The sequence below is a fragment of the Pseudomonas sp. NPDC087814 genome (genome assembly GCF_044742865.1).
GTDB lineage: Bacteria > Pseudomonadota > Gammaproteobacteria > Pseudomonadales > Pseudomonadaceae > Aquipseudomonas.
This window is the reverse complement of record NZ_JBIUVK010000036.1, coordinates 1-24,954: the sequence shown is the minus strand read 5'-3', so window position 1 is coordinate 24,954 and position 24,954 is coordinate 1. Positions and strand designations below refer to the sequence as shown.

Genomic DNA, 24,954 nt, shown 5'->3' with positions numbered 1-24,954 from the left:
ATCACACACCTGGCGCCGAATAAAAGTAGCGTTTCAACTCCCCTGACCATTGTTGGCCGGACGCTTGAGACGCTCCTTTTGATTCGTTGGAGGTTCACCATGTTTCGTCCACTGACCCGCCTGCTCGGAAACATCAGCATCAGCCTCAAACTTGCCCTGGGCTTTGGCCTGGTGCTCAGCCTCAGCCTGATCATCGCCTCTACCGGTTGGCAAGCCTTGAGCGCATCCCTCGAGCGCTCCCAAAAACTCACGCTGCTCTCGCAATTGGCAGTCGTCGGCGAAGAGTTGCGCGCTGATCGCATCGTCTATCGCACCCTTAACGACCCGGCCAGCCTGTCCAAAATAGAGCTGCATATGGACAAGATCGACCAGTTCCTGGTGGATCTTTCCCCGCGATTTACCGACCCGGTCAACCAACAACAGCTGCAGGAAAGCCGACGCTTCGTCACCAGTTTCAAGACCGCCTTAAGCGGCCTGGAGGGGCTGATCAAGCAACGTGAAAACGCCCGTGAACAGCTCAAGCGCAGCTCAGTCCAGAGCAGTGACAGCCTCTCTGAACTGTCGAGCAACCTGCCCAATCAAGACGATGAAAAGGCTCTCGATGCCGTGGAACAATTGCGCCAGGCCCTGGAACAAGCCGAAGACCGCGCCCAGAGCCCCGCCTGGGCCGCTGCGTCATTGGACGCCTACGCCAAGGGCGTGAGTGATGCGCTACTGGCCCTGGATGGCGCCCAGGCGGCGGTAGGCGCGCTGCCGGTTGACGCCAGCGCCCTGAAAAAAGTCCTGCTCGACTTTCGGACTCACCTGACACGCCTCAAGGACGCCCAACTCAGCGCCGAAACCACCCAGAACCAGCTTGAACAGTGGCTGGATCAATTGCTCACGGAAAGCGACCTGCTGAGCCAGGACCAGACCGCCAAGCGTGACAACGAAGCCAGCCTCGCCCGCACCCTGCTGCTCAACGTTACTGCAGCGGCGCTGTTGCTCGGCGTCGTGGCCGCCTGGTTGATCGCCGGCCAGATCGTCGCGCCGCTGCGCCAGGCCCTGTCCGTAGCCAACCGGATCGCCGAAGGTGACCTGAGCCACGACATCCAGGCCTCGCGCCAGGATGAACTGGGGCAGTTGCAGCGCAGCATCGGGCAAATGACCCTCAACCTGCGGGGCTTGATCAGCGGCATCGGCGACAGCGCCCAGCAGATCGCCAGCGCCGCCGAGCAACTCTCGGCGGTCACCGAGCAAACCCGCGACGGGGTCGACGGCCAGAAGCAGGAAACCGAACAGGTGGCCACCGCCATGAACGAGATGCTCGCCACCTCCCAGGAAGTTGCGCGCCATGCCGAGCAAGCGTCGCTGGCTGCTGCCGAGGCCGACCGGCAGGCGGCCCAGGGCGATCAGGTGGTGGCTGAGGCCATTACCCACATCGAGCACCTGGCTCAGGAGATGGCTCGTTCAAGCCAGGCCATGCAAGGCCTGCAACAGGAAAGCCGGAAGATCGGCAGCGTGCTGGAAGTGATCAAGTCGGTATCGGAACAGACCAACTTGCTGGCCCTCAACGCCGCGATTGAGGCGGCTCGCGCAGGCGAAGCCGGCAGGGGGTTTGCCGTGGTCGCCGATGAAGTGCGCAGCCTGGCACAACGCACCCAGCAGTCGGCCGAGGAAATCGAGGAGTTGATCAGCGGCCTGCACCGGGGCACGCAGCAGGTGGCCGACATCATGGACAACAGTCGCAGCCTCACCGACAACAGCGTGCAACTGACCCGTCGCGCAGGAGACGCACTGGCGGGTATCACCCGTACCGTGTCAGTGATTCAGGAGATGAACCCGCAGATTGCCGCTGCCGCCGAGGAACAAACCGCGGTCGCCGAGGAGATCAACCGCAGCGTGTTGAAGGTCAAGGATGTATCGGAACAGACCTGGGCCGCGAGTCAGGACACAGCGGCGGCCAGTGTCGAACTGGCGCGCCTGGGGGCGGATTTGCAGGTGTGGGTGGGCAAGTTCAAGGTCTGAAAAAACCCAACCTGTGGCGAGGGAGCTTGCTCCCGCTGGAGTGCGCAGCGCTCCTATCTTTTTTGGGAGCCGCTACGCAGCCCAGCGGGAGCAAGCTCCCTCGCCACAAGAAGCATTCCCACGCATTTATAGAACCTGGCGCAGGAAGGCTTGGGCGCGAGGGTCCTTCGGCGCATCGAAGAATTGCGCCGGGGCGGCGTCCTCCAACAGTTTGCCGTGATCGAAGAACAGCACGCGATCAGCCACTTCTCGGGCAAAGCCCATTTCATGGGTGACGCAGACCATGGTCATGCCTTCCAGGGCCAGGGTCTTCATCACGTCCAGCACTTCGCCGACCATTTCCGGGTCCAGGGCCGAGGTGGGCTCGTCAAACAGCATCACCTTGGGCTCCATCGCCAGCGCGCGGGCAATCGCGACGCGTTGCTGCTGGCCACCGGAAAGCCGCGACGGGAACTCGTGGGCTTTCTGGGCAATGCCGACTTTCTCCAGGAGCGCCAGGGCCTTGGCCTCGCGCTCTTTCTTGCCGCGCTTGCGCACGACTTTTTGCGCCAGGCAGAGGTTTTCCAGCACGGTCATGTGGGGGAACAGGTTGAAGTGCTGGAACACCATGCCGACTTCACGGCGGTAGGCGTTCACGTCGGTTTTCGGGTCTGCCAGTTGCAGGCCGTCGATGCTTACCGAGCCGGAATCGAATTCCTCCAGGCCGTTAAGGCAGCGCAGGAACGTCGACTTGCCGGAACCGGACGGGCCGATCACCACCAGCACTTCACCCCTGGCCACCTGCGTGGTCACGTTATCCACCGCGCGCACGACGTGGCCACGGGTGTCGAAGACTTTTACCAGATCGCGGACTTCAATCACTTTGCGCGAGCCTCCGCTCAAGCCGGCTGGCGATTTTCGACAGCGGCAGGTTGATCAGCAGGTACAGGCCTGCGACGCAGAACAGGATTTCGAACGGCGAGAACGAGGTGGTGATGACCTCGCGGCCGCTTTTGAGCAGCTCGGTAATCGCGATCACCGACACCAGGGACGTGTCCTTCACCAGGCTGATAAATTGCCCGGCCAGGGGCGGCAGCACGCGCTTGAAGGCTTGCGGCAACACCACATGGCGCATCGACTGGCCAGCACTGAGCCCCAGGGAACGTGCCGCTTCATTCTGGCCCCGGGCAATCGACTGCACGCCGGCACGGATGATTTCCGCCACATACGCGCCGGTAAACAGTGACAGCGCGGCGATCCCGGCGAATTCCCGGGACAGGTTGAGCACCGTGCCGATAAAGAAATAGAAAATGAAGATCTGCACCAATAGTGGCGTACCGCGTACCAGTTCGACGTAGATCGTCGACAGATCGCGTAAAGTCGGGTTGTTCGACAGGCGACACAATCCGGTCGCTAGGCCGATCAACAGTCCCAGCACCCCGGACACCACCGATAGCCACAACGTAGTCCACAAGCCCCACAGCAGAGGGCCCGCAGCCCAATGCCGGGTGACGCCGACCACATCGCCCTCGGCCACGTCATCGCCCTTGGCCACTTGCAGACTGTTCTCGGCCACGGTCAGGTGCTGTTCGTTGCCCTCGTCATTACGCAGGGTGACGTCAGCCACATCGCCCTTGCGTACCAACTCGCTGACGGTGGAAATGTCCGACGCACGCTGGGATTCTTCGGCCTGGTAGACGAAGTACTGCGGCACGCGGTTCCAGCGCCATTCGTAGGACATCAGCGAGGTGGCGTAATACAACGCGCCGGCCAGGCCGACCAGCACCAGCACCGTCAGCAGGTGCCAGGGCCATTGGGCTTTTTTCTGTTTCATTTCAGGTTCCGGGATGTGTATCGCCTGGCAGGCCCTATTCGCGAGCAAGCCCGCTCCCACATTTCGACCGCGATCTAATGTGGGAGCGGGCTTGCTCGCGAAGGGCTCGACTCGGTATTAAGCCAACCTTATTCCATGTCCTTGAGCCACTCAGAGCTCTTGAACCACTTGTCATGGATGCGATCGTAGGTGCCGTCGTTGCGGATCTGGTGCAGGAAGTTGTTGATGAAGTTGATGCTGTCGTAGTCGCCCTTCTTCAGGCCGAACGCCAGGGGTTCAAAGGTGAACGGCTGATCAAGGAACACCAGTTTGCCGGCGCCGACCTTGTTCACGGCCACCACGTTGTACGGGGCGTCATAGACGAAGGCGTCAGCCTTGCCGTTGACCACGTCCAGAACAGCTTCCTGCTCGTTGTCATAGCCGTGGTACTTGGCTTTGGAGATCAGCTTCTTGGCCACCATCTCGCCGGTGGTGCCGAGCTTGGAGGTCAGGCGGTATTTCTCGTCATTCAGGTCTTTGTAGGACTTGATGGTGCCCTCCAGCTCCTTGCGGATCAGCAGGGTCTGGCCGACCACGATGAACGGTTCGCTGAAGTTCAGGCGCAGGTTGCGTTCCTGAGTCAGGGTCATGCCGCTGCCGATCATGTCGAACTTGTCGGTCAACAGGGCCGGGATGATGCCGTCGTAACCGGTGGAAATCGGCTCGAACTTCACGCCCATCGACTTGGCCATGGCCTTGAGGATGTCGACTTCAAAGCCGATGATTTCACCGCGTTTGTTGGTCATCTGGAACGGCATGTAAGTCGGGTCCATGCCGACTTTCAGCGTACCGCGCTTGACCGCATCATCGATGGCGCCGGCATGTGCCGCGTTGACCGCCACCAGTGCGGTGACACCCAGCAGCAGCATCGAAAGATACTTTTTCATCATCAAGTCCCCTGAACTCATTTTCTTGTGAGGTCGGCGCGCAAAAGGGCTGCACCATTTCGGGGTGCGATCCTAACTCACTCACCGCCGGGTACAAAGGTTTCGCCGGGATTTGTTGCCAAGGTATGACAGAAAAGCCCCACAACCGTGCAGAGAAAGGCATGGCTAGACACCTCGACCCACGGCCCAGCCAATTGCTTGATGTGTAAGCAGTTATGACTACCAGCCCACTTCCGCCATCCAGCCCGAGTCCTTGAACCACTTGTCATGCAGCCGATCGTAGGTGCCGTCCTGGGCCACCTGGTTGAGGAAATGATTGATCCAGTTGAGGCTGTCGTAATCGCCCTTTTTCAAGCCGAACGCCAGGGGCTCGTAGGTGAAGGGTTGCTCCAGCGCCAACAGCGCACTGTTCTGGGGCTTGGTAATGGCGATCAGGTTATACGGCGCATCATGGATAAACGCATCGGCCTTGCCCTCCACCACCTGGCGCACGCCTTCTTCAGGTGTTGGAAAACTGCGCAGCCGTGCAGTGCCGAGAAACCTTTTCGCCGCCGCCTCGCCTGTGGTGCCTTCGGCGGCCACGATCCGGTAACCGGCCTCGTTCAAGTCCTCGATGCTCTGGACCTTGTCGGCCAACCGAGGGTTCAGCAGCACGGTCTGGCCGACGATGATGAACGAGTCGCTGAAATTGAGGGTCAGGTTGCGCTCCTGCGTGACAGTCATGCCGCTGCCGATCAGGTCGAACCGGCTGGCCAGCAGGCCGGGAATCAGGTCGATATACGGTACCGAAACCAGCTCCAGCTTGACCCCCAGCGCCTTGCTCATCTCCCGAAGCAGGTCAATTTCAAACCCGACGATCCGGCCTTTCTTGTCGGTCATCTCAAAGGGCACGTAGGCCGGATTGGTGCCGACTTTCAACACACCCCGCCGAACGGCCTCATCTATGGCTCCGGCATGCGCCAGGTAACCGTGGGAAAATGTGACGATGCCGAGCAGCAGCATCGACAAATACCTTTTGATCATGAAAAAAGCCCCTGTTCCATTTAACACTCCCACACCCGGCCACGCGCAAGATCGCGTAAGCCGCAGGCTTCGAGTCAGATTTGGGGGGCGATGCTAACCCACTCGCAGGCACGGCAATATGCCTCGGAGAAGGGTCTTTTGTTTCGAAATAACAAGGAGTTAGCGCGATGCAGCAGAAGGGAAAAACAACGTAGGACGGTTATCGCAAACGCCCCCGAGGTGGCACCTCGGGGGCGTCGGAATCAGGCCGGTTGAGCCTGGGACGACAGCGGCTTCAATGGCAGCAATGGCGCATGCGGATCGGCCTTGACCGATTCGCGCCAGGCGCTCAGCCACTCGGCGTGGCCTTCGCTCCAGACCTGCTCGTGCAAGCGTGCCAGGGCGACCGGGTCGCTGAGCAAGGCCAGGCGTTCACCGTTGTTGAGGCCGGCCGGGCCGACTTTCAACGCGTGGCGAACCCGGTCAACACGCAGCCACTCAATCGGCTCCGCCTGCCCGTGACGGGAAGTTGCCAAGGCGCACGCCAGGGCGTTCTGCTGCGGATCGACCACCGCCCGCACAAAACCGTCATTGAGCGCATGCCAACGGTTTTCGTGGGTGTACTTGTCGGTCGACAACAGCGCCTGGGGCGGATTGTATTCCTCGGGGATCAGGAACAGGCTCTCGTCGCGAGACTTGAGGCCCAGTTTGACCCGGCTGGAAATCACCGACACCGGAATCGACAGCATCAGCGAACCGACGATCGGCACCAGCCACCACAGGAAGCTTGGGTTCAACCACACCACCAGCAGCGCCCAGAAGAAGCCGAGCAGGGTCTGCGGACCGTGGCGCTTGACTGCCTCGCTCCATGGTGTGGAGTCGTCGTCACGCTGTGGCGAGTTCCAGGTCGCCGCCCAGCCGAGGAACGCGGCCAGTACGAAACGGGTGTGGAAAATCATCCGCACCGGCGCCAGCAACATGGAGAACAGCATCTCCAGCAGCATCGACAGGGTCACCTTGAACTTGCCGCCGAACTCTTTCGCGCCCTTGGCCCAGATCAGGATGATGCTCAGCAATTTAGGCAGGAACAGCAAAACGATGGTGGTGGAGAACAGCGCCACCGCCTTGTCCGGATGCCATTGTGGCCACAACGGATACAACTGGCGCGGCGCCATGAAGTACTGCGGCTCCATCAGTGTGTTGACCGCCAGCAAGGCCGTGGACAGCACCAGGAAGAAGAACCACAACGGCGCCGACAGGTACGACATCACGCCGGTGAGGAACACCGCACGGTGCACCGGGTGCATGCCTTTTACCAAAAACAGGCGGAAGTTCATCAGGTTGCCGTGGCACCAGCGACGGTCACGCTTGAGTTCGTCCAGCAGGTTCGGCGGCAGCTCTTCGTAGCTGCCCGGCAAATCGTAGGCAATCCACACGCCCCAGCCGGCACGGCGCATCAGCGCAGCTTCAACGAAGTCGTGGGAAAGAATCGCACCGGCAAACGCACCTTTACCCGGCAACGGCGCCAGGGCGCAGTGCTCGATAAACGGCTTCATGCGGATGATCGCGTTGTGACCCCAGTAGTGGGATTCACCCAGCTGCCAGAAGTGCAGACCGGCGGTAAACAGCGGGCCGTACACCCGGGTGGCGAACTGCTGCATGCGCGCATACAGGGTATCCATGCCCGACGCACGTGGCGCGGTCTGGATAATCCCGGCATCCGGCGTGGCTTCCATCAGGCGCACCAGGCTGGTCAGGCATTCGCCGCTCATCACGCTGTCGGCGTCGAGCACCACCATGTACTTGTAGTCACCGCCCCAGCGACGGCAGAAGTCGTCGAGGTTGCCGCTCTTGCGTTTGACGCGACGGCGACGGCGGCGATAGAAGATCTTGCCGAAGCCACCGGCTTCGCGGCACACGTCGAGCCAGGCTTGCTGCTCGGCGATGCAGATGTCGGCCTCGTTGCTGTCGCTGAGGACGAAGAAGTCGAAACGGTCCAGGTCACCGGTGGCAGCCACCGATTCGAACGTCGCGCGCAGGCCGGCAAATACCCGGGGCACGTCTTCGTTGCAGATCGGCATGACCAGGGCGGTGCGGGCGTCTTTCGGAATCGGCTCGTCACCGGCACTTTTACCGGAGATACGGTATTTATCGTGACCGGTCAGCAGTTCCAGGAAGCCCATCAGCGCGGTCCAGAAACCGGCAGAGACCCAGCAGAACAGAATCCCGAACAGCACCAGGATGCTGGTTTGCAGGGCGTAAGGCAGTACCTGGGTCGCGGTTTGCAGCAGGGTCTGGTTGCGGATCTCGTCAAAGTCGACGAAGGACCAGCCCTGGTACGGCATGATGCCTTTCATGTACCAGCCGGCAACGATCGTCTGGCCGAGCATCAGCACCAGCAGGATATAGCGACGGATCGAACCGACGGTGCGCCAGCGGGCGGCCGGCAGTACGCGCTCATCCTTCGGCGGGGCCGGTGGATTCGTGCGGCCGGTCAGGCGGCGCCAGCCACGCACCAGGATATTGGTGCGCCACGGCTCAGGCACGACCTTGGTCCGACGGATCGGCGGCGTGGCCTTGAGGCAAACCCGGCCGCTGGCGTCGAGCACCAGCATTTCGGCGTCTTGCAGCTCTTCGGCAGTGTTGAGGGTCAGCCGGGCGCCTACCGATGCCTGGGCAGCGTCGGCAGGCGCGTCGAACGTGGACGATGACAGGCGCTTGTGCAATTCACTGAAGGACTCGCAGCCCGCCAGTTCGGCGCGCTGCTCATCGGTCATCGGTAGATGCGCCAGGTACTCGGCAAGAGTCTCTGGCTGGACTTGAGAATTACTCATCGGCAGGCAACTGATAGCTCCAGGTTTCGGTCAGGACTTGCTCTGTCTTGGCCTGATCCTGGGTAGGGAGTGGTGTGGCTGGGGCAGCCGCTTCCGGCTGCTTGGCGTCCTTGTCCTTGGCGTCTTTCTTGGCCGCTTTCTCGTGCTGTTTAGCCAGTACTTTGTCGGCTTTCAGCACTTGGGTCGAAACCTTCTCCGGTTCCGGCTGCACGATGTCCTGAACCAGAGCAGCGCGCATTTCAGTCGGTTTGCCTGCGTCCTTGATCTTCATGCGCAGGGTCAAGCGCCAGCCTTGGGTGTGCGGGTTGTAGCGCACGCTGTTTTCAACGATTTCGGCGTTGTCGCCCACGCTGACCTGGCTGCGAACCGGTGCGTCAGCTGGCAGTTTCTTCAGGGACGGGCCCTCGAAGTCCACCAGGTAAGCCACGCTGCCGTCTGGCTGACGGATCAGGTTGGATTGCTTGACGTCGCCGGTGGAACGCAGGGTCTGCTTGACCCAGGCGCTTTCTGGCGAATGGAACTCGGCGTCTTGCAATGTCCAGTGCAGGCGGTAGGCAACGTCCAGCGGCTTGCCTGGCTCCGGCAGTGTTTCCGGGCTCCAGAACGCAACGATGTTGTCGTTGGTTTCATCGGCGGTCGGAATCTCTACCAGGTCGACGGAGCCCTTGCCCCAATCGCCTTCAGGCTCGATCCAGGCGCTTGGGCGCTTGTCGTAGTTGTCGTCGAGGTCTTCGTAGTGGCTGAAGTTGCGGCCGCGTTGCAGCAGGCCGAAACCACGCGGGTTTTCCACGGTGAAGTTGCTGACCGACAGGTGTTTGGGGTTGTTCAGTGGGCGCCAGATCCACTCGCCGTTGCCGGCATGGATCGACAGGCCGCTGGAATCGTGCAGCTCGCGACGGTAGTTGAGGACCTTGGACGGCTGGTTGGCGCCGAACAGGAACATGCTGGTCAGCGGGGCGATGCCCAGCTTGGTGACCTTGTCACGCAGGTACATCTGGGATTTGACGTCGACGATGGTGTCGGTACCCGGGCGCAGGATCAGGCGATAAGCGCCGGTGGCCCGCGGCGAATCCAGCAGGGCGTAGATCACCAGCTGTTTCTCACCCGGTTTTGGACGCTCGATCCAGAACTCGGTGAAACGCGGGAATTCTTCGCCGGACGGCAACGCGGTGTCGATCGCCATGCCGCGGGCAGACAGGCCGTAGACCTGGTCCTTGCCCACGACGCGGAAATAGCTGGCGCCGAGCATGGTCATGATTTCGTCTTGCTTGTCACCCTTGTTGATCGGGTACAGCACACGGAAACCGGCATAACCCAGCTGTTCGGTGGATTTGGGATCAAACTTGACGTCGCCGAAATCGAAGCGGGACGGGTCGTACTTGATTTCCTGAACGCTGTCGGCGGTGACTTCGTTGATTTTCACCGGTGTATCGAAATGCATACCCTGGTGGTAGAAGGACAGCTTGAACGGGGTGTTCTGATCGGCCCACTCGGCTTTTTCGTTGCGGAAACGAATTTTCTGGTAATCAGCGAATTTCATTTCGCGGAATTCGTTCGGCAAATTGCTGCGCGGAGCTTCGTATTTCTGCCCGGCCAGCTCTTTTGCCTTGGCCGACACATCATCCAGACTGAATGCCCACAGTTGACCCGCGCCGAACAGGCAAAACAGGGCAGAGCCCGTCACCAGTACGTTTCGTAACCGTTTGGCAGACAATTTTGGTGCATTACAGGGACTAACAATCACGAGCAACCCTCGCCGAAAACAGATCAAAAAACCAACGGCCAGCTATCTATATGCCAGGTTGGCGAGCATTGTTCCGACTCCCATGGGGCTAAATGATTCCCCAATGGCTATCGGACAAGTCTCTACCTAAGTCAAAAATGGACCAATTAACGCTGATCCCCGTAGCGCGCGATTATCTAGTAGCCCGCGTGACAACGCATCAGGGTCAGCGAAGTATTTGTAGCGAAAACCCGGTTTTTTGGGCATCACAAGTCGTTTTCAGTACATTCACGTCTGTAACAGGAAGGTGACCGGCCCATCATTGACCAAATGCACCTGCATATCAGCGCCAAAACGCCCTGCCGCTACCGTGCCATGCAATTGTTGCGCTTGTAACAGCAGATAGTCGAAAAGCGCCTCGCCCAACGCCGGCGGTGCCGCCGTGGAGAAGCTCGGCCTCAGCCCACTCTTGGTGTCTGCCGCCAGGGTGAACTGCGACACCAGCAGCAAACCGCCGCCAATGTCTTTCAAGGACAGGTTCATCTTGCCCTCGTCGTCGCTGAACACCCGATAGTTAAGCAGCTTATGCAGCAGCTTGTCGGCGCTGGCTTGCGTATCCGAAGGCTCGACAGCCACCAGCACCAGCAAACCCTGGTCTATCGCCCCGACCACCTGCCCTTCTACCTCGACCCGGGCGCCGCGCACCCGTTGCAAAAGCCCCTTCATGCTTCTTCAGGCGGCAAATCAAGCAGGCGCCGTGCCATTTCACTCGCCGCACGCACCAGCGCATCGGTGATTCCGGGTTCGGAAGCCGCATGGCCGGCCTCGCGGATGATCTGCAGCTCACTGTTGGGCCAGGCCTGATGCAGCTCCCAGGCATTGTCCAGCGGGCAGATCATATCGTAGCGGCCATGCACGATTACGCCAGGCAGGTGGGCGATCTTGTGCATGTCGCGGATCAACTGGTCAGGTTCAAGGAACGAGTTATTGGTGAAGTAATGGCATTCGATACGGGCAATCGACAGGGCGCGCTGGGGTTCGGAGAAACGCTCGATCAATTGCGGGTTCGGGCACAGGCCCAACATGCGCCCTTCCCACGTGGACCAGGCCTTGGCGGCGTGCATCTGGGCGATCTGGTCGTTGCCGGTCAGGCGCTTGTGGTAGGCGCTGAGCAGGTCGTGCCGCTCCTCCGCCGGGATAGGCGCCAGGTAGTCCTGCCAGTAATCCGGGAACAGGCGGCTGGCGCCGGCCTGGTAGAACCATTGAATGTCCTGGGGGCGGGCCAGGAAAATGCCCCGCACGATCAGGCCGTGCACACGCTCCGGGTGGGTTTGCGCGTAGGCCAGGGCCAGGGTCGAGCCCCAGGAACCGCCGAACAGCACCCATTTTTCGATGCCCAGGTGTTCGCGAATCCGCTCAAGGTCGGCCACCAGGTCCCAGGTGGTGTTGTTTTCCAGGCTGGCCCGTGGGGTGGAGCGCCCGCAGCCACGCTGATCAAAAGTAACAATTCGGTACAGATTAGGATCGAAATAGCAGCGGCTATTGGCATCACACCCGGCGCCGGGGCCGCCATGGATGAACACAACGGGCAAGCCTTCCGGGGAACCGCTTTCGTCGACGTACAGGACGTGGGTTTCATCGACGGCCAGATCGTGCCGGGCGTAGGGTTTGATCTGCGGGTACAAAGTCTGCATTGCGCGCTCCGTAAGGGGTCGAGTTCATCCCTGGGGGGACGTCTATTATTTTGCCGTCTGGCATCATAAACCCGAATTGTGCAATGAGCATGTCCTCGTGGACCTAGACCTGTGTCAGCAGAACACCACGCAGGTAGTCCAGCAGATAAACGTACAGCCGGTCGACCTCCAACACCTGGCCCCGGGCCCGCAGGCAGCCGTGAACCAGGCCTTTGCCGGGATACAGCGTGGCCGCCACCCCGGCGCCTTGCAGGCGTTCGGCGTAGAGCATGCCGTCGTCCCGCAACGGGTCGAACTGGGCGACAGCGATCAAAGCCTGCGGCAACCCGCTGAAATCCACGGCCAGCAATGGCATGGCGTAGGGCGACGGCTTGTCCGGCCCACGCAGGTAAAGGGCGAGGTAGCACTCGGTGTCGGCGGTACTGAGCAGCGGCGCGTCGACGCAATCGCGGCGGGACGGCAGGTCGGCGGGGCCGCCCAGGCCGGGGTAGATCAGGACTTGCGCCAGGGGCTGCGGCTGATGGTCATCCCGCAGGCCCAGGCACAGGGCCGCCGCCAGGTTACCGCCGGCGCTGTCACCAGCCACAACCAGACGCTGAAGGTTGATCGGCTGGGGCGCTTCGCCCACCTGGATCGCCTGCCAGACCGCACGGCAATCCTCAAAGGCGGCCGGAAACGGGTGTTCGGGTGCCAGGCGGTAATCGATGGCGATCACCAGCACCTGCAGTGAGTCGGCCAGCTCAGCACACATGAAGTCATGGGAATCCAGGCCGCCGACCACCCAGCCGCCACCGTGCATATAAAGGATGCATGGCCAGCCGCCATCAGGGATTGGCGTCGCCGGCTGATAAATGCGTACGCCCACGCCACCCAGGGAAACGTCTGACACCTGTAACCCTTCGGGCCGCGCCGGGGTGAACGCCTGGCACATGCGGTCATAGCCTCGGCGCAATCCGGCCAGCGATGTGTCGTCGCTGGTGAAGGATTCGGTTTTTTCGACGAAGGCGCACATCTGCGCGGAAATCGGGTAATGGGACATCGAAGGATCGTCCTGAAGATAAGGATTTAACAGCCGCCACGAATCCAATGTGGGAGCGGGCTTGCTCGCTCCCACATTTTGATCTTCATTTGCTCAGGGCTTGAGGCTGGCCTGCACCGCCGCCACGCCGTCCTTGCCATCCAGGGTCGTTACACCCGCCAGCCAGCGCTGCAAATCCTCGTGGTTGTCGCGCAGCCACTGTCTGGCCACATCCTGCGGCGTCTTGCGGTCCATGATCGGCACCATCAACTGGCTTTCCTGGGCCGCGGTGTAGGTCAGGTTCTCCAGCAGGCGGGTCACATTGGGGCAACGTTCGGCGTAATCCGGCGCCGTCACCGTGGAGACCGTGGCCATGCCTTCGTTGGCACCGAACACATCTTCACTGCCGGTCAGGTACGCCATTTTCATGTTGATGTTCATCGGGTGTGGGGTCCAGCCGACAAACACCACGAACTCCTTGCGATTCACTGCCCGCTGCACCGCCGCCAGCATGCCCGCCTCGCCGGACGCCACCAGCTTGAAGCCGCCGAGGCCAAAACGGTTGCTGTCGATCATTTTCTGGATATCGGTATTGGCACCGCTGCCCGGCTCGATGCCATAGATCTTGCCGCCCAGCTTGTCCTTGAAGCGGGCAATGTCGGCAAAGGTTTTCAAGCCGGCGTCGGCAACGTACTGCGGCACCGCCAGCGTCGCCTGGGCGTCGGACAGGCTCGGCTTGTCGAACACCTTGACCTGCTTGGCCGCGAGGAATGGCGCGATGTTGTTGTCCATCGCCGGTTTCCAGTAGCCGAGGAAGATATCCAGGCGTTTGTCGCGGATGCCGGCAAAGATGATTTGCTGCACGGCGCTGGTTTGCTTGCTGTCATAGCCCAGGCCATTGAGCAGCACATCGGCCATGCCGCTGGTGGCGATCACGTCGGTCCAGCTGACCACGCCCATGCGCACGACCTTGCACGAGGCCGGGTCGGCAGCCATCGCGTTGGCACTCAAGAGTGCGGCGCCGGTGAGAATCAACAGACAACGGTTGAACAGTCTTTTCATCGATGCGGTCTCACTCGGCAGTTTTTATTGTGGGAGTGGCGTCTGACGCGCCGTGCCCAACACCTTACCCAGCGAGACCTTGATCAAAGCGAACTGTGGCGACAGGGATTTGCACACAGACGACTTGGGAGGTGTGTTGCTGTTGAGGGCCTCTTCGCGAGCAAGCCCGCTCCCACATTCGACCGTGTTCCTCCTGAAGAAACACGGTCGAATGTGGGAGCGGGCTTGCTCGCGAAGGCTATCTCAGCAGCGACGCCACTCAGGAGTAATGCCGCTTGCCCCACGCCAGGAACCCTTCCAGCAGTTCCTTCAACACCACCCGCGTCGGCTCGGCCAGGTCGGCGCGATAACGGAAGGGCTCAAACTCTTCCATGTAGGTGCACTGCCCCAACTCCAGCTGCACGGCGTGGATGTTCTCGGCCGGGTTGCCGTAGTGCCGGGTGATGTGCCCGCCCTTGAAGCGCCCGTTGAGCACATGGCTGTACTGCGGGTGGCCGGCACAGATGGCTTCCAGTTCGCTGGCCAGCTGCGGATCGCAGGCCGCGCCGTTGAAGGTGCCGAGGTTGAAGTCCGGCAGCTTGCCTTCGAACAGGTGCGGGATCACCGAGCGGATCGAGTGCGCATCAAACAGCAGCGCATAACCGAACTCGGCCTTGAGCCGGGCCAGTTCGTTTTGCAGGGTGCGGTGATACGGCGTCCACACCTGCTCCAGGTACGTGGCGCGCTCGGCCTTGGACGGTTCCAGGCCTTCGCGGAACAGCGGCACACCGTCAAACAGTGTCGCCGGGTACAGGCCGGTGGTTGCGCCAACGTACAGCGGCTTGTCGTCTGAAGGCCGGTTCAGGTCGATGACAAAGCGCGAATACTCCGCCGCCAGGGTGCTGGCGCCCAGCGCTTCGGCGAAGTCGTACAGCGTGGGAATGTGCCAGTCGGTGTCCGGCAGGCTTTGCGCCTCGGGGATCAGCCCGGCTTGCACCGCCGGCGTCAGGCGCAGGCCCGCGTGGGGCATGCTGATCAGCAGCGGCACACGGCCTTGTTTGAAGTTCAGAACCTTATCCACAGCGGTACTCCTTAAACGGTGACTTCGACGCCGTGGAGCACGACGCGTTTATCCAGCTCGCCACCCAGCCAGTAGGCCAGGTCGGCGGGACGATCAATCTGCCAGGCGACAAAATCCGCGACCTTGCCCACTTCCAGCGAGCCATGGCTGTTGCCCAGGCCCAGGGCGGTGGCCGCGTGTTGCGTGGCGCCGGCCAGGGCTTCTTCCGGGGTCATGCGGAACAGGGTGCAGGCCATGTTCAGCATCAAGCGCACCGACAACGCCGGCGAGGTGCCCGGGTTGAGGTCGCTGGCGATCGCGATCTTCACGCCGTGCTTGCGCAGGGCATCCATCGGCGGCAACTGGGTTTCCCGCAGGAAGTAGAACGCGCCCGGCAGCAGCACCGCGACGGTGCCGGAAGCAGCCATGGCGATGGCGTCTTCCTCGGTCATGAATTCCAGGTGGTCCGCCGACAGCGCCTGGTAACGCGCCGCCAGGCTGGAGCCATGCAGGGACGACAACTGTTCGGCGTGCAGCTTTACCGGCAAGCCAAGTTTCCGGGCGGCGATGAACACGCGCTCCACCTGCTCCGGTGAGAACGCCAGGTACTCACAGAAGGCGTCGACCGCGTCCACCAGGCCTTCCGCTGCCAGCGCCGGGAGCATTTCGGTGCAGATGTGATCGATGTAGGCATCGGCCCGGTCCACGTACTCCGGCGGCAACGCATGCGCCGCCAGGCAGGTGCTGCGCACACTGACCGGCAACTCGGCGCCGAGGCGACGGATCACCCGCAGGATCTTGCGCTCGCTGGCCAGGTCCAGGCCGTAGCCGGACTTGATCTCGACGGTGGTTACACCGTCGCGCAGCAAACTGCGCAGGCGCTTGTGGCCGCTGGCAAACAGTTCATCTTCGCTCGCCGCACGCGTGGCGCGCACGGTGCTGGCAATACCGCCACCGGCCGCTGCGATCTCGGCGTAGCTCACGCCTTGCAGCCGCTGCTCGAACTCGCCGCTGCGATTGCCGCCGAACACCGTGTGGGTGTGGCAGTCGATCAGCCCGGGCGTGACCCACGCCCCTTGCAGGTCATGGGTGGTTGCGTAGTTCGCATCCGGCAGATCGGCGCGCGGGCCGATCCACTCGATGAGCGTGCCCGAGGTAACAATGGCGGCGTCCTCGATGATCGAGTAGTTGCCCTGGGCCATGGTTGCAACGTGGCAGTGTTGCCAAAGCGTTTTCATCAACGCCTCCATTAGGTTATCGATGAGACAAAGCCGGGTCGTAGTGGACCTTGGCCGTTTGCCCGGCGGCGGGCTTGACCCACAGCAGATAGGCGACGATCAGCAAGACGATCCACACGGCGCCGACCATAAGAGCGGCCTGGGTGTCCGGGAAGTAACCCAGCACGCCGAAGATGAACAGCATGAACACGATGGCGGCCGCTGGCGCGTAGGGCCAGAACGGCACCGGGAATTTCAGCTCGGCAATCTGTTCCCTGGTCATCGAGCGACGCATGGCCACCTGGGTGACCAGGATCATCAGCCATACCCACACCGTGGCGAAGGTCGCAATCGAGGCGATGACCAGGAACACGTTTTCCGGGATCAGGTAATTGAGCACCACACCGCCGAGCAACGCGGCGCCCATCACCACTACGGTCATCCACGGCACGCCCTGGCTCGACAGTTGGGCAAAACCCTTGGGCGCCTGCCCTTGCTGGGCCAGGCCATACATCATGCGACCGGCGCCGAAGATGTCGCTGTTGATGGCCGAGACGGCGGCCGAGATCACCACAATGTTAAGAATGGTCGCCGCCGAGCCTATCCCCAGGTTGCTGAAGATCTGCACGAACGGGCTGCCCTGGCTGCCGATCTGCGGCCACGGGTAGATCGCCATCAGCACAAACAACGTCAGCACGTAGAACAGCAGGATACGCAGCGGCACGGCGTTGATTGCCTTGGGGATCACCCGCTGCGGGTCCTTGGCTTCGCCGGCGGTGATGCCGATGATTTCGATGCCGCCAAACGCAAACATCACCACCGCGAAGGACGCGATCAAGCCACCCACGCCGTTAGGCATGAAGCCACCGTGGGCCCACAGGTTGCTGAGGCCGGTAGCGGGTGCTTCGCCCGCCGAGTGAATACCGAACAGCATGATGCCGAAGCCGCCGAGGATCATTGCGACAATGGCACCGACCTTGAGCAGCGACAGCCAGAACTCCATTTCACCAAAGACTTTGACGTTGCACAGGTTCAGGCCGCCGATCAGCAACACGATGCCCAGCACCCAGACCCAGCGCGCGACTTCGGGAAACCAGAAGCCCATGTAGATGCCGAAGGCGGTGACGTCGGCGAGGCAGACGATGATCATTTCAAAGGCGTAGGTCCAGCCGAGGATAAAGCCGGCCATCGGGCCCAGGTAGGTACTGGCGTACTGGCCGAAGGAGCCGGACACCGGGTTATGCACGGCCATTTCGCCGAGGGCGCGCATGACCATGAACACCGCGGCGCCACCGATCAGGTAGGCCAGGAGCACGGCCGGGCCGGCCATCTGGATGGCGGAGGCAGAGCCGTAGAACAGCCCGGTACCGATCGCGGAACCGAGGGCCATGAAGCGAATATGTCGGGCGGAGAGCCCGCGGTTTAAACCTTTTTCCGAGTGCATTTCTCGTCCCTAATTATTTTTATCCTGAGAAAATTCGAATCTGTAGAAGATCAAATGTGGGAGCTGTCGAGCCCCAGCGAGGCTGCGATAGCGGTGGGTCAGGCTACGAAAGTGTTGCCTGTTCCGGCGCCATCGCAGCCTCGCCGGGGCTCGACAGCTCCCACACTGGATCGGTGTCGCTCTTACAAGCTCGGCAACAATTTCGCCGGCACCAGCTCGTTCAGGCAACGCGTTGCCAGCAGCTCACTGGCGGCATTGATGTCCGGCGCAAAGAAGCGGTCCTTCTCATAAAACGCGACTTTGCTGCGCAGGATCCCGCGCGCCTTTTCCAGCGCCGGCGAGGTTTTCAAACCATTGCGCAGGTCCAGGCCCTGGCAAGCCGCCAACCATTCCACCGCCAGCACACCGCGGGTGTTCTCGGCCATTTCCCACAGGCGCTTGCCCGCCGCCGGGGCCATCGACACGTGGTCTTCCTGGTTGGCTGACGTCGGCAGGCTGTCGACGCTATGGGGATGCGCCAGTGCCTTGTTCTCGCTGGCCAATGCCGCCGCCGTCACCTGGGCGATCATAAAGCCGGAGTTCACACCGCCATTGCCCACCAGGAATGGCGGCAGTTGCGACATGTGCTTGTCCATCATCAACGAGATGCGACGTTCGCTCAGGGAGCCGATTTCCGCGATGGCCAGCGCCATGTTGTCCGCCGCCATGGCCACCGGTTCGGCGTGGAAGTTGCCACCGGAAATCACGTCACCTTCAGCCGCAAACACCAGCGGGTTATCCGACACAGCGTTGGCTTCCACCACCAGCACTTCGGCCGCCTGGCGGAACTGGGTCAGGCAGGCGCCCATGACTTGTGGCTGGCAACGCAGGGAGTACGGGTCCTGGACCTTGTCGCAGTTCTCGTGGGATTGCGACACTTCGCTGCTTTCACCCAGCAGGGCGCGATACGCGGCCGCAGAGTCGATCTGGCCGCGCTGGCCCCGGGCAGCGTGAATGCGTGCGTCGAACGGCGAGCGCGAACCCAGCACGGCTTCCACCGTCAGGGCGCCACAGGCCAGGGCACCGGCGAACAGATCTTCGCCCTCGAACAGCCCACGCAATGCATAAGCGGTGGAAACCTGGGTGCCGTTGAGCAGCGCCAGGCCTTCCTTGGCCGCCAGGGTCAGCGGCGTCAGGCCGGCAACTTTCAGCGCTTCGGTAGCTTCCAGCCATTCGCCTTTGTAGCGGGCCTTGCCTTCGCCCAGCAGCACCAGCGACATGTGGGCCAATGGCGCCAGGTCACCGGAGGCGCCCACCGAACCCTTCAGCGGAATGTGCGGGTAGACCTCGGCATTGATCAGGGCGATCAGCGCGTCGATGACCTGCCGGCGAATCCCGGAAAAACCCCGGCTCAGGCTGTTGACCTTGAGCACCATGACCAGCCGTACCAGCGCATCGCTGATGGGCTCACCGACGCCGGCGGCGTGGGACAGCACCAGGGAACGCTGGAGGTTTTCCAGGTCTTCGCTGGCGATGCGGGTCGAGGCCAGCAGGCCGAAACCGGTGTTGATGCCGTAGGCGGTGCGGTTCTCGGCGAGAATCTGCTCCACACAGGCGACACTGGCTTCGATCTGGGCCGAGGCGCTGTCATCCAGACTGAGGGTTACCGGCTGCTGGTAGATGGCCCGCAGTTGGGCAAGGCTCAGTTGGCCTGGAATCAGGTTTAGCGCAGTCACATTCATGCTCCTTTTGAGAGTGTTGTTAACTACCAGTCGCTCCGGATGCTTCCGTTATCCGCCGCTGTGCTCTTTTAGAGGATCAGTCGGCTTGGCACGCTGGTTATTGTTGGGAAAAGGTCAGTGCAAATTCGGTAGCGTGCGTTGCAGTAAATCGGCGTCCTTGAGCAACGCGGCGGTGGCTGCGATGTCTGGCGCCAGCCAGCGGTCCTGGTCGTAGGCCGGGACGTGTTCGCGCAGTAAACGCCAGGCGGCATCGGTGCCGGCGCCGAAGCGTTGCTCCTGGAGGAACTCGAACGCCTGGGCCGCCAGCAAGTACTCGATGGCGAGGATCTGGATGACGTTTTCCAGCACCGAATACAGCTTCAGCGCGGCGTTGGTGCCCATGCTCAGGTGGTCTTCCTGCAGGCCCGAGGTGACGAAGTTGTCGAGCACCGCCGGTTGCGCCAACTGGCGGTTTTGCCCGCACAGCGAGGCGGCGACGTACTGCACGATCATCATCCCGGAGTTGACCCCGGGGTTGCTTACCAGGAACGCCGGCAAACCACTGACGTGCGGGTTGATCAGACGGTCCAGGCGACGCTCGGCGATGGAGCCGATTTCGGCCATGGCGATGGCCAGCATGTCTGCCGCCAGGGCCACGGACTGCCCGTGGGGATTGGCCTGGGACACCACGCGGTAGTTGTCTGGCGTGCCGAGCACCAGCGGGTTATCGGTGGCGCCGTTGAGTTCGGTTTCGATCTGCCGGGTGGCGTGTTCCAGTTGGTCGCGGGCGGCGCCGTGCACCTGGGGAATCGAACGGATGCTCAGGGCGTCCTGGGTACGAATGCCTTTGCTGCTGGCGATCACTTCGCTGCCGTCCAGCAACGCGCGCAGGTTGATGCCCACTTGCTGCATGCCCGGGTGCTGCTTGAGCGCGATGATTTCTTCGTCGAAGGCGTCGATCTGGCCGCGCTGGCCTTCGAAGCTCATGGCACCGATCACGTCGGCCCATTGCAGCAGGCGGTGCGCATCGGCTAGGGCCAGGCTGCTGAGGCCGGTCATGCACGGCGTGCCGTTGACCAGGCACAGCCCGTCCTTGGCGCCAAGCACTACCGGCTGCAAACCTTCTTCAGCCAGCGCCTGGTGTGCGGGAACGATACGGCCTCGATAGCTGACGTCGCCGACGCCGAGCAAGGCGACGCCAATGTGCGCCATGTGGGTCAGGTAACCCACGGACCCCTGGGACGGCACTTGCGGCGTGATGCCATGGTTGAGCAGCCCCAGCAGCGAATGCACCACCTGCGGATGCAAGCCGGATTTGCCGTGGCTGTAGTTAATGATCGCCGCGCAAATGATCGCGCGGGTTTGCTCCACACTCAGTGGCGCACCGACGCCGCAGGCATGGCTGAGCAAGGTATTGCGCGACAGCCGGCTCAGTTGTTCGTCCTTGAGCGACACGTTGCACAAGGCGCCCAGGCCGGTGTTGATGCCGTAGGCGCGCTCGCCGCTGGTGACGATGCGCTGGACGATGGCCTGTGCATTGTCGATGCGAGCCCAGGCCTGGCCCGAGAGTTCGAGGATCGCACCGTGGCGAGCCACGGCGACCACGTCCTGCCAACGCATCGGGGCGTCGGCGATGATGATTTTTTCAGCCTGGGACATCGTTGACCTCTTCATGAAATTCGCAATTGTTGTGCAGCTTCACTGGCCTCATCGCAAGCGAGCCAGCTTCCACAGGGGAAACGCATTCCAAATGTGGGAGCTGGCTTGCCTGCGATAGCCTCAGCCAACCCACCACAAATATCGGATCAAACCACCGCCACCCGCCGCTGGACAAACCGGTTCACGTACTCATCCGCCGGTGAATGCAAAATCTCGCGGGGCGTGCCGACCTGGATCAGCTTGCCGTCCTTGAGGATCGCAATGCGGTTGCCGATGCGCACCGCCTCATCGAGGTCGTGGGTAATGAACACGATCGTCTTGTGCAGGGTCTTTTGCAGCTCCAATAACTGGTCTTGCATCTCGGCACGGATAAGCGGGTCGAGCGCACTGAACGCCTCGTCCATCAGGATGATGTCAGTGTCGGCCGCCAGCGCCCGGGCCAGGCCTACACGCTGACGCATGCCGCCGGAAAGTTGATGCGGGTATTTGTTTTCATAGCCCTTGAGGCCCACGGTTTCGATCCAGTGCAGCGCACGCTCGGCGCACACTTGCCTGGTTTCGCCACGCACTTTCAGGCCGTAGGCAACGTTGTCCAGCACACTCTTGTGAGGCAGCAGGCCAAAGCTCTGGAACACCATGCTGATCTTGTGCCGGCGGAATTGGCGCAAGGCTTCCATGTCCAGTTGCAGGATGTCTTCACCGTCCACCAGGATCGCACCGCTGGTAGGGTCGATCAGCCGGTTGAAGTGACGCACCAGGGTCGACTTGCCGGAACCCGACAGCCCCATGATCACGAAGATTTCACCGGTGTCGACGCTCAGGGACAGGTCGTTCACGCCCACCACGCAACCGGTCTCGGCCAGCACCTCGTCCTTGCTCTTGCCCTGGCCAATCAACGCCAGTGCATCCTTGGAGCGGTTGCCGAAAATCTTGAATACGTTTTTGACTTCAATTTTGCTGACAGTAGTCATTTGCTCGCCTCATGCCGTGGACGACCATAGGCTTGCGTAATGCGGTCGATGACCACGGCAAGAATCACGATCGCCAGACCGGCTTCAAGGCCGCGTCCAACGTTGAGGGTCTGGATGCCCACCAGTACATCTTCACCCAGGCCACGGGCGCCGATCATCGAGGCGATCACCACCATCGACAGGGCCATCATGGTGGTCTGGTTGATCCCGGCCATGATGCTCGGCAGGGCCAGCGGCAGTTGCACGCCGAACAGTTGCTGCCAGCGGTTGGCACCGAAGGCGTTGATCGCTTCCATGACTTCACCGTCCACCTGGCGAATGCCCAGGTCGGTAAGACGAATCAGCGGCGGTGCGGCGTAGATCACCGTGGCGAAAATCGCCGGGACCTTGCCCAGGCCGAACAGCATCAACACCGGGATCAGGTACACGAAGCTGGGCATGGTCTGCATGATGTCCAGCAGCGGCATCAGCACCGAACGCAGGCGGTTGCTGCGGGCCGACAGAATCCCCAGGGGAATGCCGATCAGCACCGAGATCACCGTGGCCACCATCATCAGCGCCAGGGTTTGCATCAGCTTGTCCCACAGCCCGACCGCGCCCACCAGAAACAGCAGGCCGACGATCACGACGGTGGTGAACCACTTGCGAGTGGCATGCCAGGCAATACCGCCGACAATCAGCAACATCAACCACCAGGGCGCTGCGCGCAGCAAACCTTCCAGGTTAACGATGGCCCACAGCAACGTATCGGAGATGTGCCGGAACACATCGCCGTAGTTGGTCACCAGCGCATCGACCCAACTGTTGACCCAGTCGGCGATGGAAAACGTAAAACTCTCAGGAAACATAGTGTGCTCTCGATCCAGTGGATTGTGGCCGGGCGCCCGGTTGCCTGTGGCGGCAACCGGAAAAGCTCAACCTACAAGGCCGCGTCGATTTTCTTGGCTGCGTTGTCGCTCACCATGCGTGCCAGAGTTCAGGATGTCCCTTGAGGAAAGTTTTCGCCAGTTTTGCTGTTTCAATTCGCTGTTTGTCATGCGTACCGGGTTCTGGTTAAGCAGGTTGAGCAGCGGCGCCCTGCACATCGGGCAGCACGAGGCGCTCAGGAATCGGGCTGTGCCATTTTTTCGCAGCCCAGTAGTACAACGCCGCCGGCACCACCAGCCCGATGATCCACGAGATATCGGTGTCGCCCAGGCTCGCGACCAGTGGGCCGGTGTAGAAATGCGTCGAGATGAACGGCATCTGAATCAGCACGCCGAACACGTAGATGCTGATGCCCATCAGGTTCCAGCGACCGTAGCGACCGTTGGGGTTGGACAGGGCCGGGATGTCATAGCGCTCTTTGGTGATGCAGTAGAAGTCCACCAGGTTGATCGCACTCCAGGGCGTGAAAAACGCCAGCAGGAACAGGATGAACGCGGAGAAATCCTTGAGGAACGAGTCCTTGCCCAGCAACGCCAGCGCGGCGGCAATCGACACCATCACGAAGATGTACAACAGCCGCGTGCCACTGCCGATATGCCGGCTGCCACGGAAACCACTGATGATTGTCGCGATCGACATGAAGCTGCCGTAGGCGTTGAGGGTGGTGACGGTGACCTTGCCGAAGGCGATGCTGAAATACAGCAGCGCCGCGACGATCCCGGTGCCGCCCAGGCCGACGATAAACGACACTTCGTGGTGAGCGAATTGCGAGCCTGCCAGGGCTGCCGCAAACACACCGAACACCATCGAAGCCTGCGCGCCGATCACCGAACCGAGGCCCACGGCCCAGAAGGTTTTCGAGGCCTGCGTGCTGCGCGGCAAGTAGCGCGAGTAGTCCGCTACATACGGGCCGAACGCAATCTGCCAGGACGCCGAGAGGGAAATCGCCAGCAGGAAACTGCTGAGGGAAAAATGCTTGTTGCCCAGCAACGCACCGATGTCGTTACCGGCCAGCAGCCTGTAGAACAGGTACACGAAGGCAACCACCCCCAGCACGCTGGCGATGCGACCGATGCCGTGGATCACCCGGTAGCCGAAGATCGTAAACACCATGATCAGCCCCGCGAACAATACGATGCCGACCCAGTCTTCAACGTGAAGCAACTGCGCCACCGCCTGCCCCGCCAGCAATGAGCCGCTGGCGGAAAAACCGATGTACATCAGGCACACCAGCACCAGTGGAATCACCGCGCCATACACGCCGAACTGCACGCGGCTGGAGATCATCTGCGGCAAGCCCAGTTGCGGGCCTTGCGCCGCATGCAGGGCCATGACGCCACCGCCCAGCAGTTGACCGATCAACAGACCGATCAACGACCAGAACACATCACCGCCCAGCACCACGGCCAGGGCCCCGGTGACAATCGCAGTGATTTGCAGGTTGGCACCCAACCACAGGGTGAACTGACTCAATAGACGGCCGTGTCTTTCCGCTTCCGGGATGTAGTCGATCGAACGCCTTTCGATCAACGGGGTGGTGCTTGCACGAGCGTCTTTTACTGCCATTTATGTTCAACCTCTGATGGATTGTTTTTGGGTGAAACGCAGATCACATGTGGGAGCGGGCTTGCTCGCGAAAGCGATGGGTCAGCTAACGACTTCAGTGACTGATACACCGCATTCGCGAGCAAGCTCGCTCCCACATTAGTTATTTGATCATCGGGAGATTGAGGCCCTGCTCTTTGGCGCAGTCGATGGCGATCTGGTAGCCCGCATCCGCATGACGCATCACGCCGGTCGCCGGGTCGTTGTGCAGCACGCGAGCGATACGCTCGGCGGCTTCGTCGGTACCGTCGCAGACAATCACCATGCCCGAGTGCTGGGAGAAGCCCATGCCGACGCCGCCGCCGTGGTGCAA

General features: G+C 61.5%; 18 protein-coding genes and 3 pseudogenes. 1 reads left to right on the top strand and 20 read right to left on the bottom strand.

Features of this window, described 5'->3' with window-relative positions:
- The first annotated feature begins 99 nt into the window (after positions 1–99).
- Positions 100–2,007: a methyl-accepting chemotaxis protein gene (locus ACIOMR_RS22180; protein ID WP_401196401.1), complete on the top strand. Its 1,908-nt coding sequence runs from the start codon at positions 100–102 to the stop codon at positions 2,005–2,007.
- Positions 2,008–2,133: 126 nt separating this feature from the next.
- Here the strand turns inward: ACIOMR_RS22180 and ACIOMR_RS22175 are convergent, their stop codons facing one another.
- The 20 genes and pseudogenes from ACIOMR_RS22175 to ACIOMR_RS22080 all read right to left on the bottom strand — a co-directional run.
- Positions 2,134–2,868, bottom strand: coding sequence for an amino acid ABC transporter ATP-binding protein (locus tag ACIOMR_RS22175; protein ID WP_087692909.1), 735 nt, complete (start codon positions 2,866–2,868; stop codon positions 2,134–2,136).
- A complete protein-coding gene (locus ACIOMR_RS22170; protein WP_003209286.1) occupies positions 2,861–3,820 on the bottom strand; it encodes an amino acid ABC transporter permease in 960 nt (319 codons plus the stop codon). Before ACIOMR_RS22170 ends, ACIOMR_RS22175 begins: the two co-directional genes overlap by 8 nt.
- Positions 3,821–3,948: 128 nt before the next feature.
- A complete protein-coding gene (locus ACIOMR_RS22165; RefSeq protein WP_003209284.1) occupies positions 3,949–4,746 on the bottom strand; it encodes a transporter substrate-binding domain-containing protein in 798 nt (265 codons plus the stop codon).
- Positions 4,747–4,965: 219 nt separating this feature from the next.
- Positions 4,966–5,769, bottom strand: a complete 804-nt coding sequence (locus ACIOMR_RS22160; protein WP_102605846.1) for a transporter substrate-binding domain-containing protein — start codon at positions 5,767–5,769, stop codon at positions 4,966–4,968.
- A gap of 237 nt (positions 5,770–6,006) precedes the next feature.
- Positions 6,007–8,582: pseudogene (mdoH, locus tag ACIOMR_RS22155) on the bottom strand (glucans biosynthesis glucosyltransferase MdoH); the annotation flags it as partial.
- Positions 8,575–10,326, bottom strand: a complete 1,752-nt coding sequence (locus ACIOMR_RS22150; protein WP_008439280.1) for a glucan biosynthesis protein G — start codon at positions 10,324–10,326, stop codon at positions 8,575–8,577. The pseudogene mdoH and the gene ACIOMR_RS22150, both read right to left, overlap by 8 nt.
- Before the next feature lie 267 nt (positions 10,327–10,593).
- On the bottom strand, positions 10,594–11,031 hold the full coding sequence (dtd, locus tag ACIOMR_RS22145) for a D-aminoacyl-tRNA deacylase (RefSeq protein ID WP_087692908.1): 438 nt from the start codon (positions 11,029–11,031) through the stop codon (positions 10,594–10,596).
- Entirely contained in the window at positions 11,028–11,999 is a 972-nt protein-coding gene (gene pip / locus ACIOMR_RS22140; protein WP_008439282.1) for a prolyl aminopeptidase, read from the bottom strand. The genes dtd and pip overlap by 4 nt, the downstream gene beginning before the upstream one ends.
- Positions 12,000–12,102: 103 nt before the next feature.
- A complete protein-coding gene (locus ACIOMR_RS22135; protein WP_134325597.1) occupies positions 12,103–13,038 on the bottom strand; it encodes an alpha/beta hydrolase in 936 nt (311 codons plus the stop codon).
- A gap of 93 nt (positions 13,039–13,131) precedes the next feature.
- Positions 13,132–14,079 (bottom strand): choline ABC transporter substrate-binding protein, encoded by a 948-nt coding sequence (locus tag ACIOMR_RS22130; RefSeq protein WP_401196394.1) that lies wholly within the window; start codon positions 14,077–14,079, stop codon positions 13,132–13,134.
- A gap of 259 nt (positions 14,080–14,338) precedes the next feature.
- Positions 14,339–15,139: an N-formylglutamate deformylase gene (gene hutG / locus ACIOMR_RS22125; RefSeq protein WP_087692905.1), complete on the bottom strand. Its 801-nt coding sequence runs from the start codon at positions 15,137–15,139 to the stop codon at positions 14,339–14,341.
- Between the two features lie 11 nt (positions 15,140–15,150).
- Positions 15,151–16,356, bottom strand: a complete 1,206-nt coding sequence (hutI, locus tag ACIOMR_RS22120) for an imidazolonepropionase (protein WP_401196390.1) — start codon at positions 16,354–16,356, stop codon at positions 15,151–15,153.
- 16 nt (positions 16,357–16,372) lie between these two features.
- Positions 16,373–17,779 (bottom strand): amino acid permease, encoded by a 1,407-nt coding sequence (locus tag ACIOMR_RS22115; protein WP_214499642.1) that lies wholly within the window; start codon positions 17,777–17,779, stop codon positions 16,373–16,375.
- Between the two features lie 182 nt (positions 17,780–17,961).
- Positions 17,962–19,500 carry a histidine ammonia-lyase gene (hutH, locus tag ACIOMR_RS22110; RefSeq protein WP_085984627.1) on the bottom strand — a complete coding sequence of 513 codons (1,539 nt, stop codon included), beginning with the start codon at positions 19,498–19,500 and terminating at the stop codon, positions 17,962–17,964.
- A 114-nt stretch (positions 19,501–19,614) separates the two neighbouring features.
- Complete coding sequence (hutH, locus tag ACIOMR_RS22105; protein ID WP_401196386.1) at positions 19,615–21,138, bottom strand: histidine ammonia-lyase; 1,524 nt, start codon at positions 21,136–21,138, stop codon at positions 19,615–19,617.
- A 146-nt stretch (positions 21,139–21,284) separates the two neighbouring features.
- Positions 21,285–22,109, bottom strand: a complete 825-nt coding sequence (locus tag ACIOMR_RS22100) for a glycine betaine/L-proline ABC transporter ATP-binding protein (protein ID WP_003209262.1) — start codon at positions 22,107–22,109, stop codon at positions 21,285–21,287.
- Positions 22,106–22,957, bottom strand: coding sequence for a proline/glycine betaine ABC transporter permease (locus ACIOMR_RS22095; protein ID WP_003209260.1), 852 nt, complete (start codon positions 22,955–22,957; stop codon positions 22,106–22,108). Before ACIOMR_RS22095 ends, ACIOMR_RS22100 begins: the two co-directional genes overlap by 4 nt.
- Before the next feature lie 71 nt (positions 22,958–23,028).
- Positions 23,029–23,176 (bottom strand): annotated as a pseudogene (locus tag ACIOMR_RS22090) (histidine ABC transporter substrate-binding protein); the annotation flags it as partial.
- Positions 23,163–24,602, bottom strand: a complete 1,440-nt coding sequence (locus ACIOMR_RS22085; RefSeq protein WP_087692903.1) for a cytosine permease — start codon at positions 24,600–24,602, stop codon at positions 23,163–23,165. The gene ACIOMR_RS22085 and the pseudogene ACIOMR_RS22090, both read right to left, overlap by 14 nt.
- A 142-nt stretch (positions 24,603–24,744) precedes the next feature.
- Positions 24,745–24,954 (bottom strand): annotated as a pseudogene (locus tag ACIOMR_RS22080) (urocanate hydratase); the annotation flags it as partial.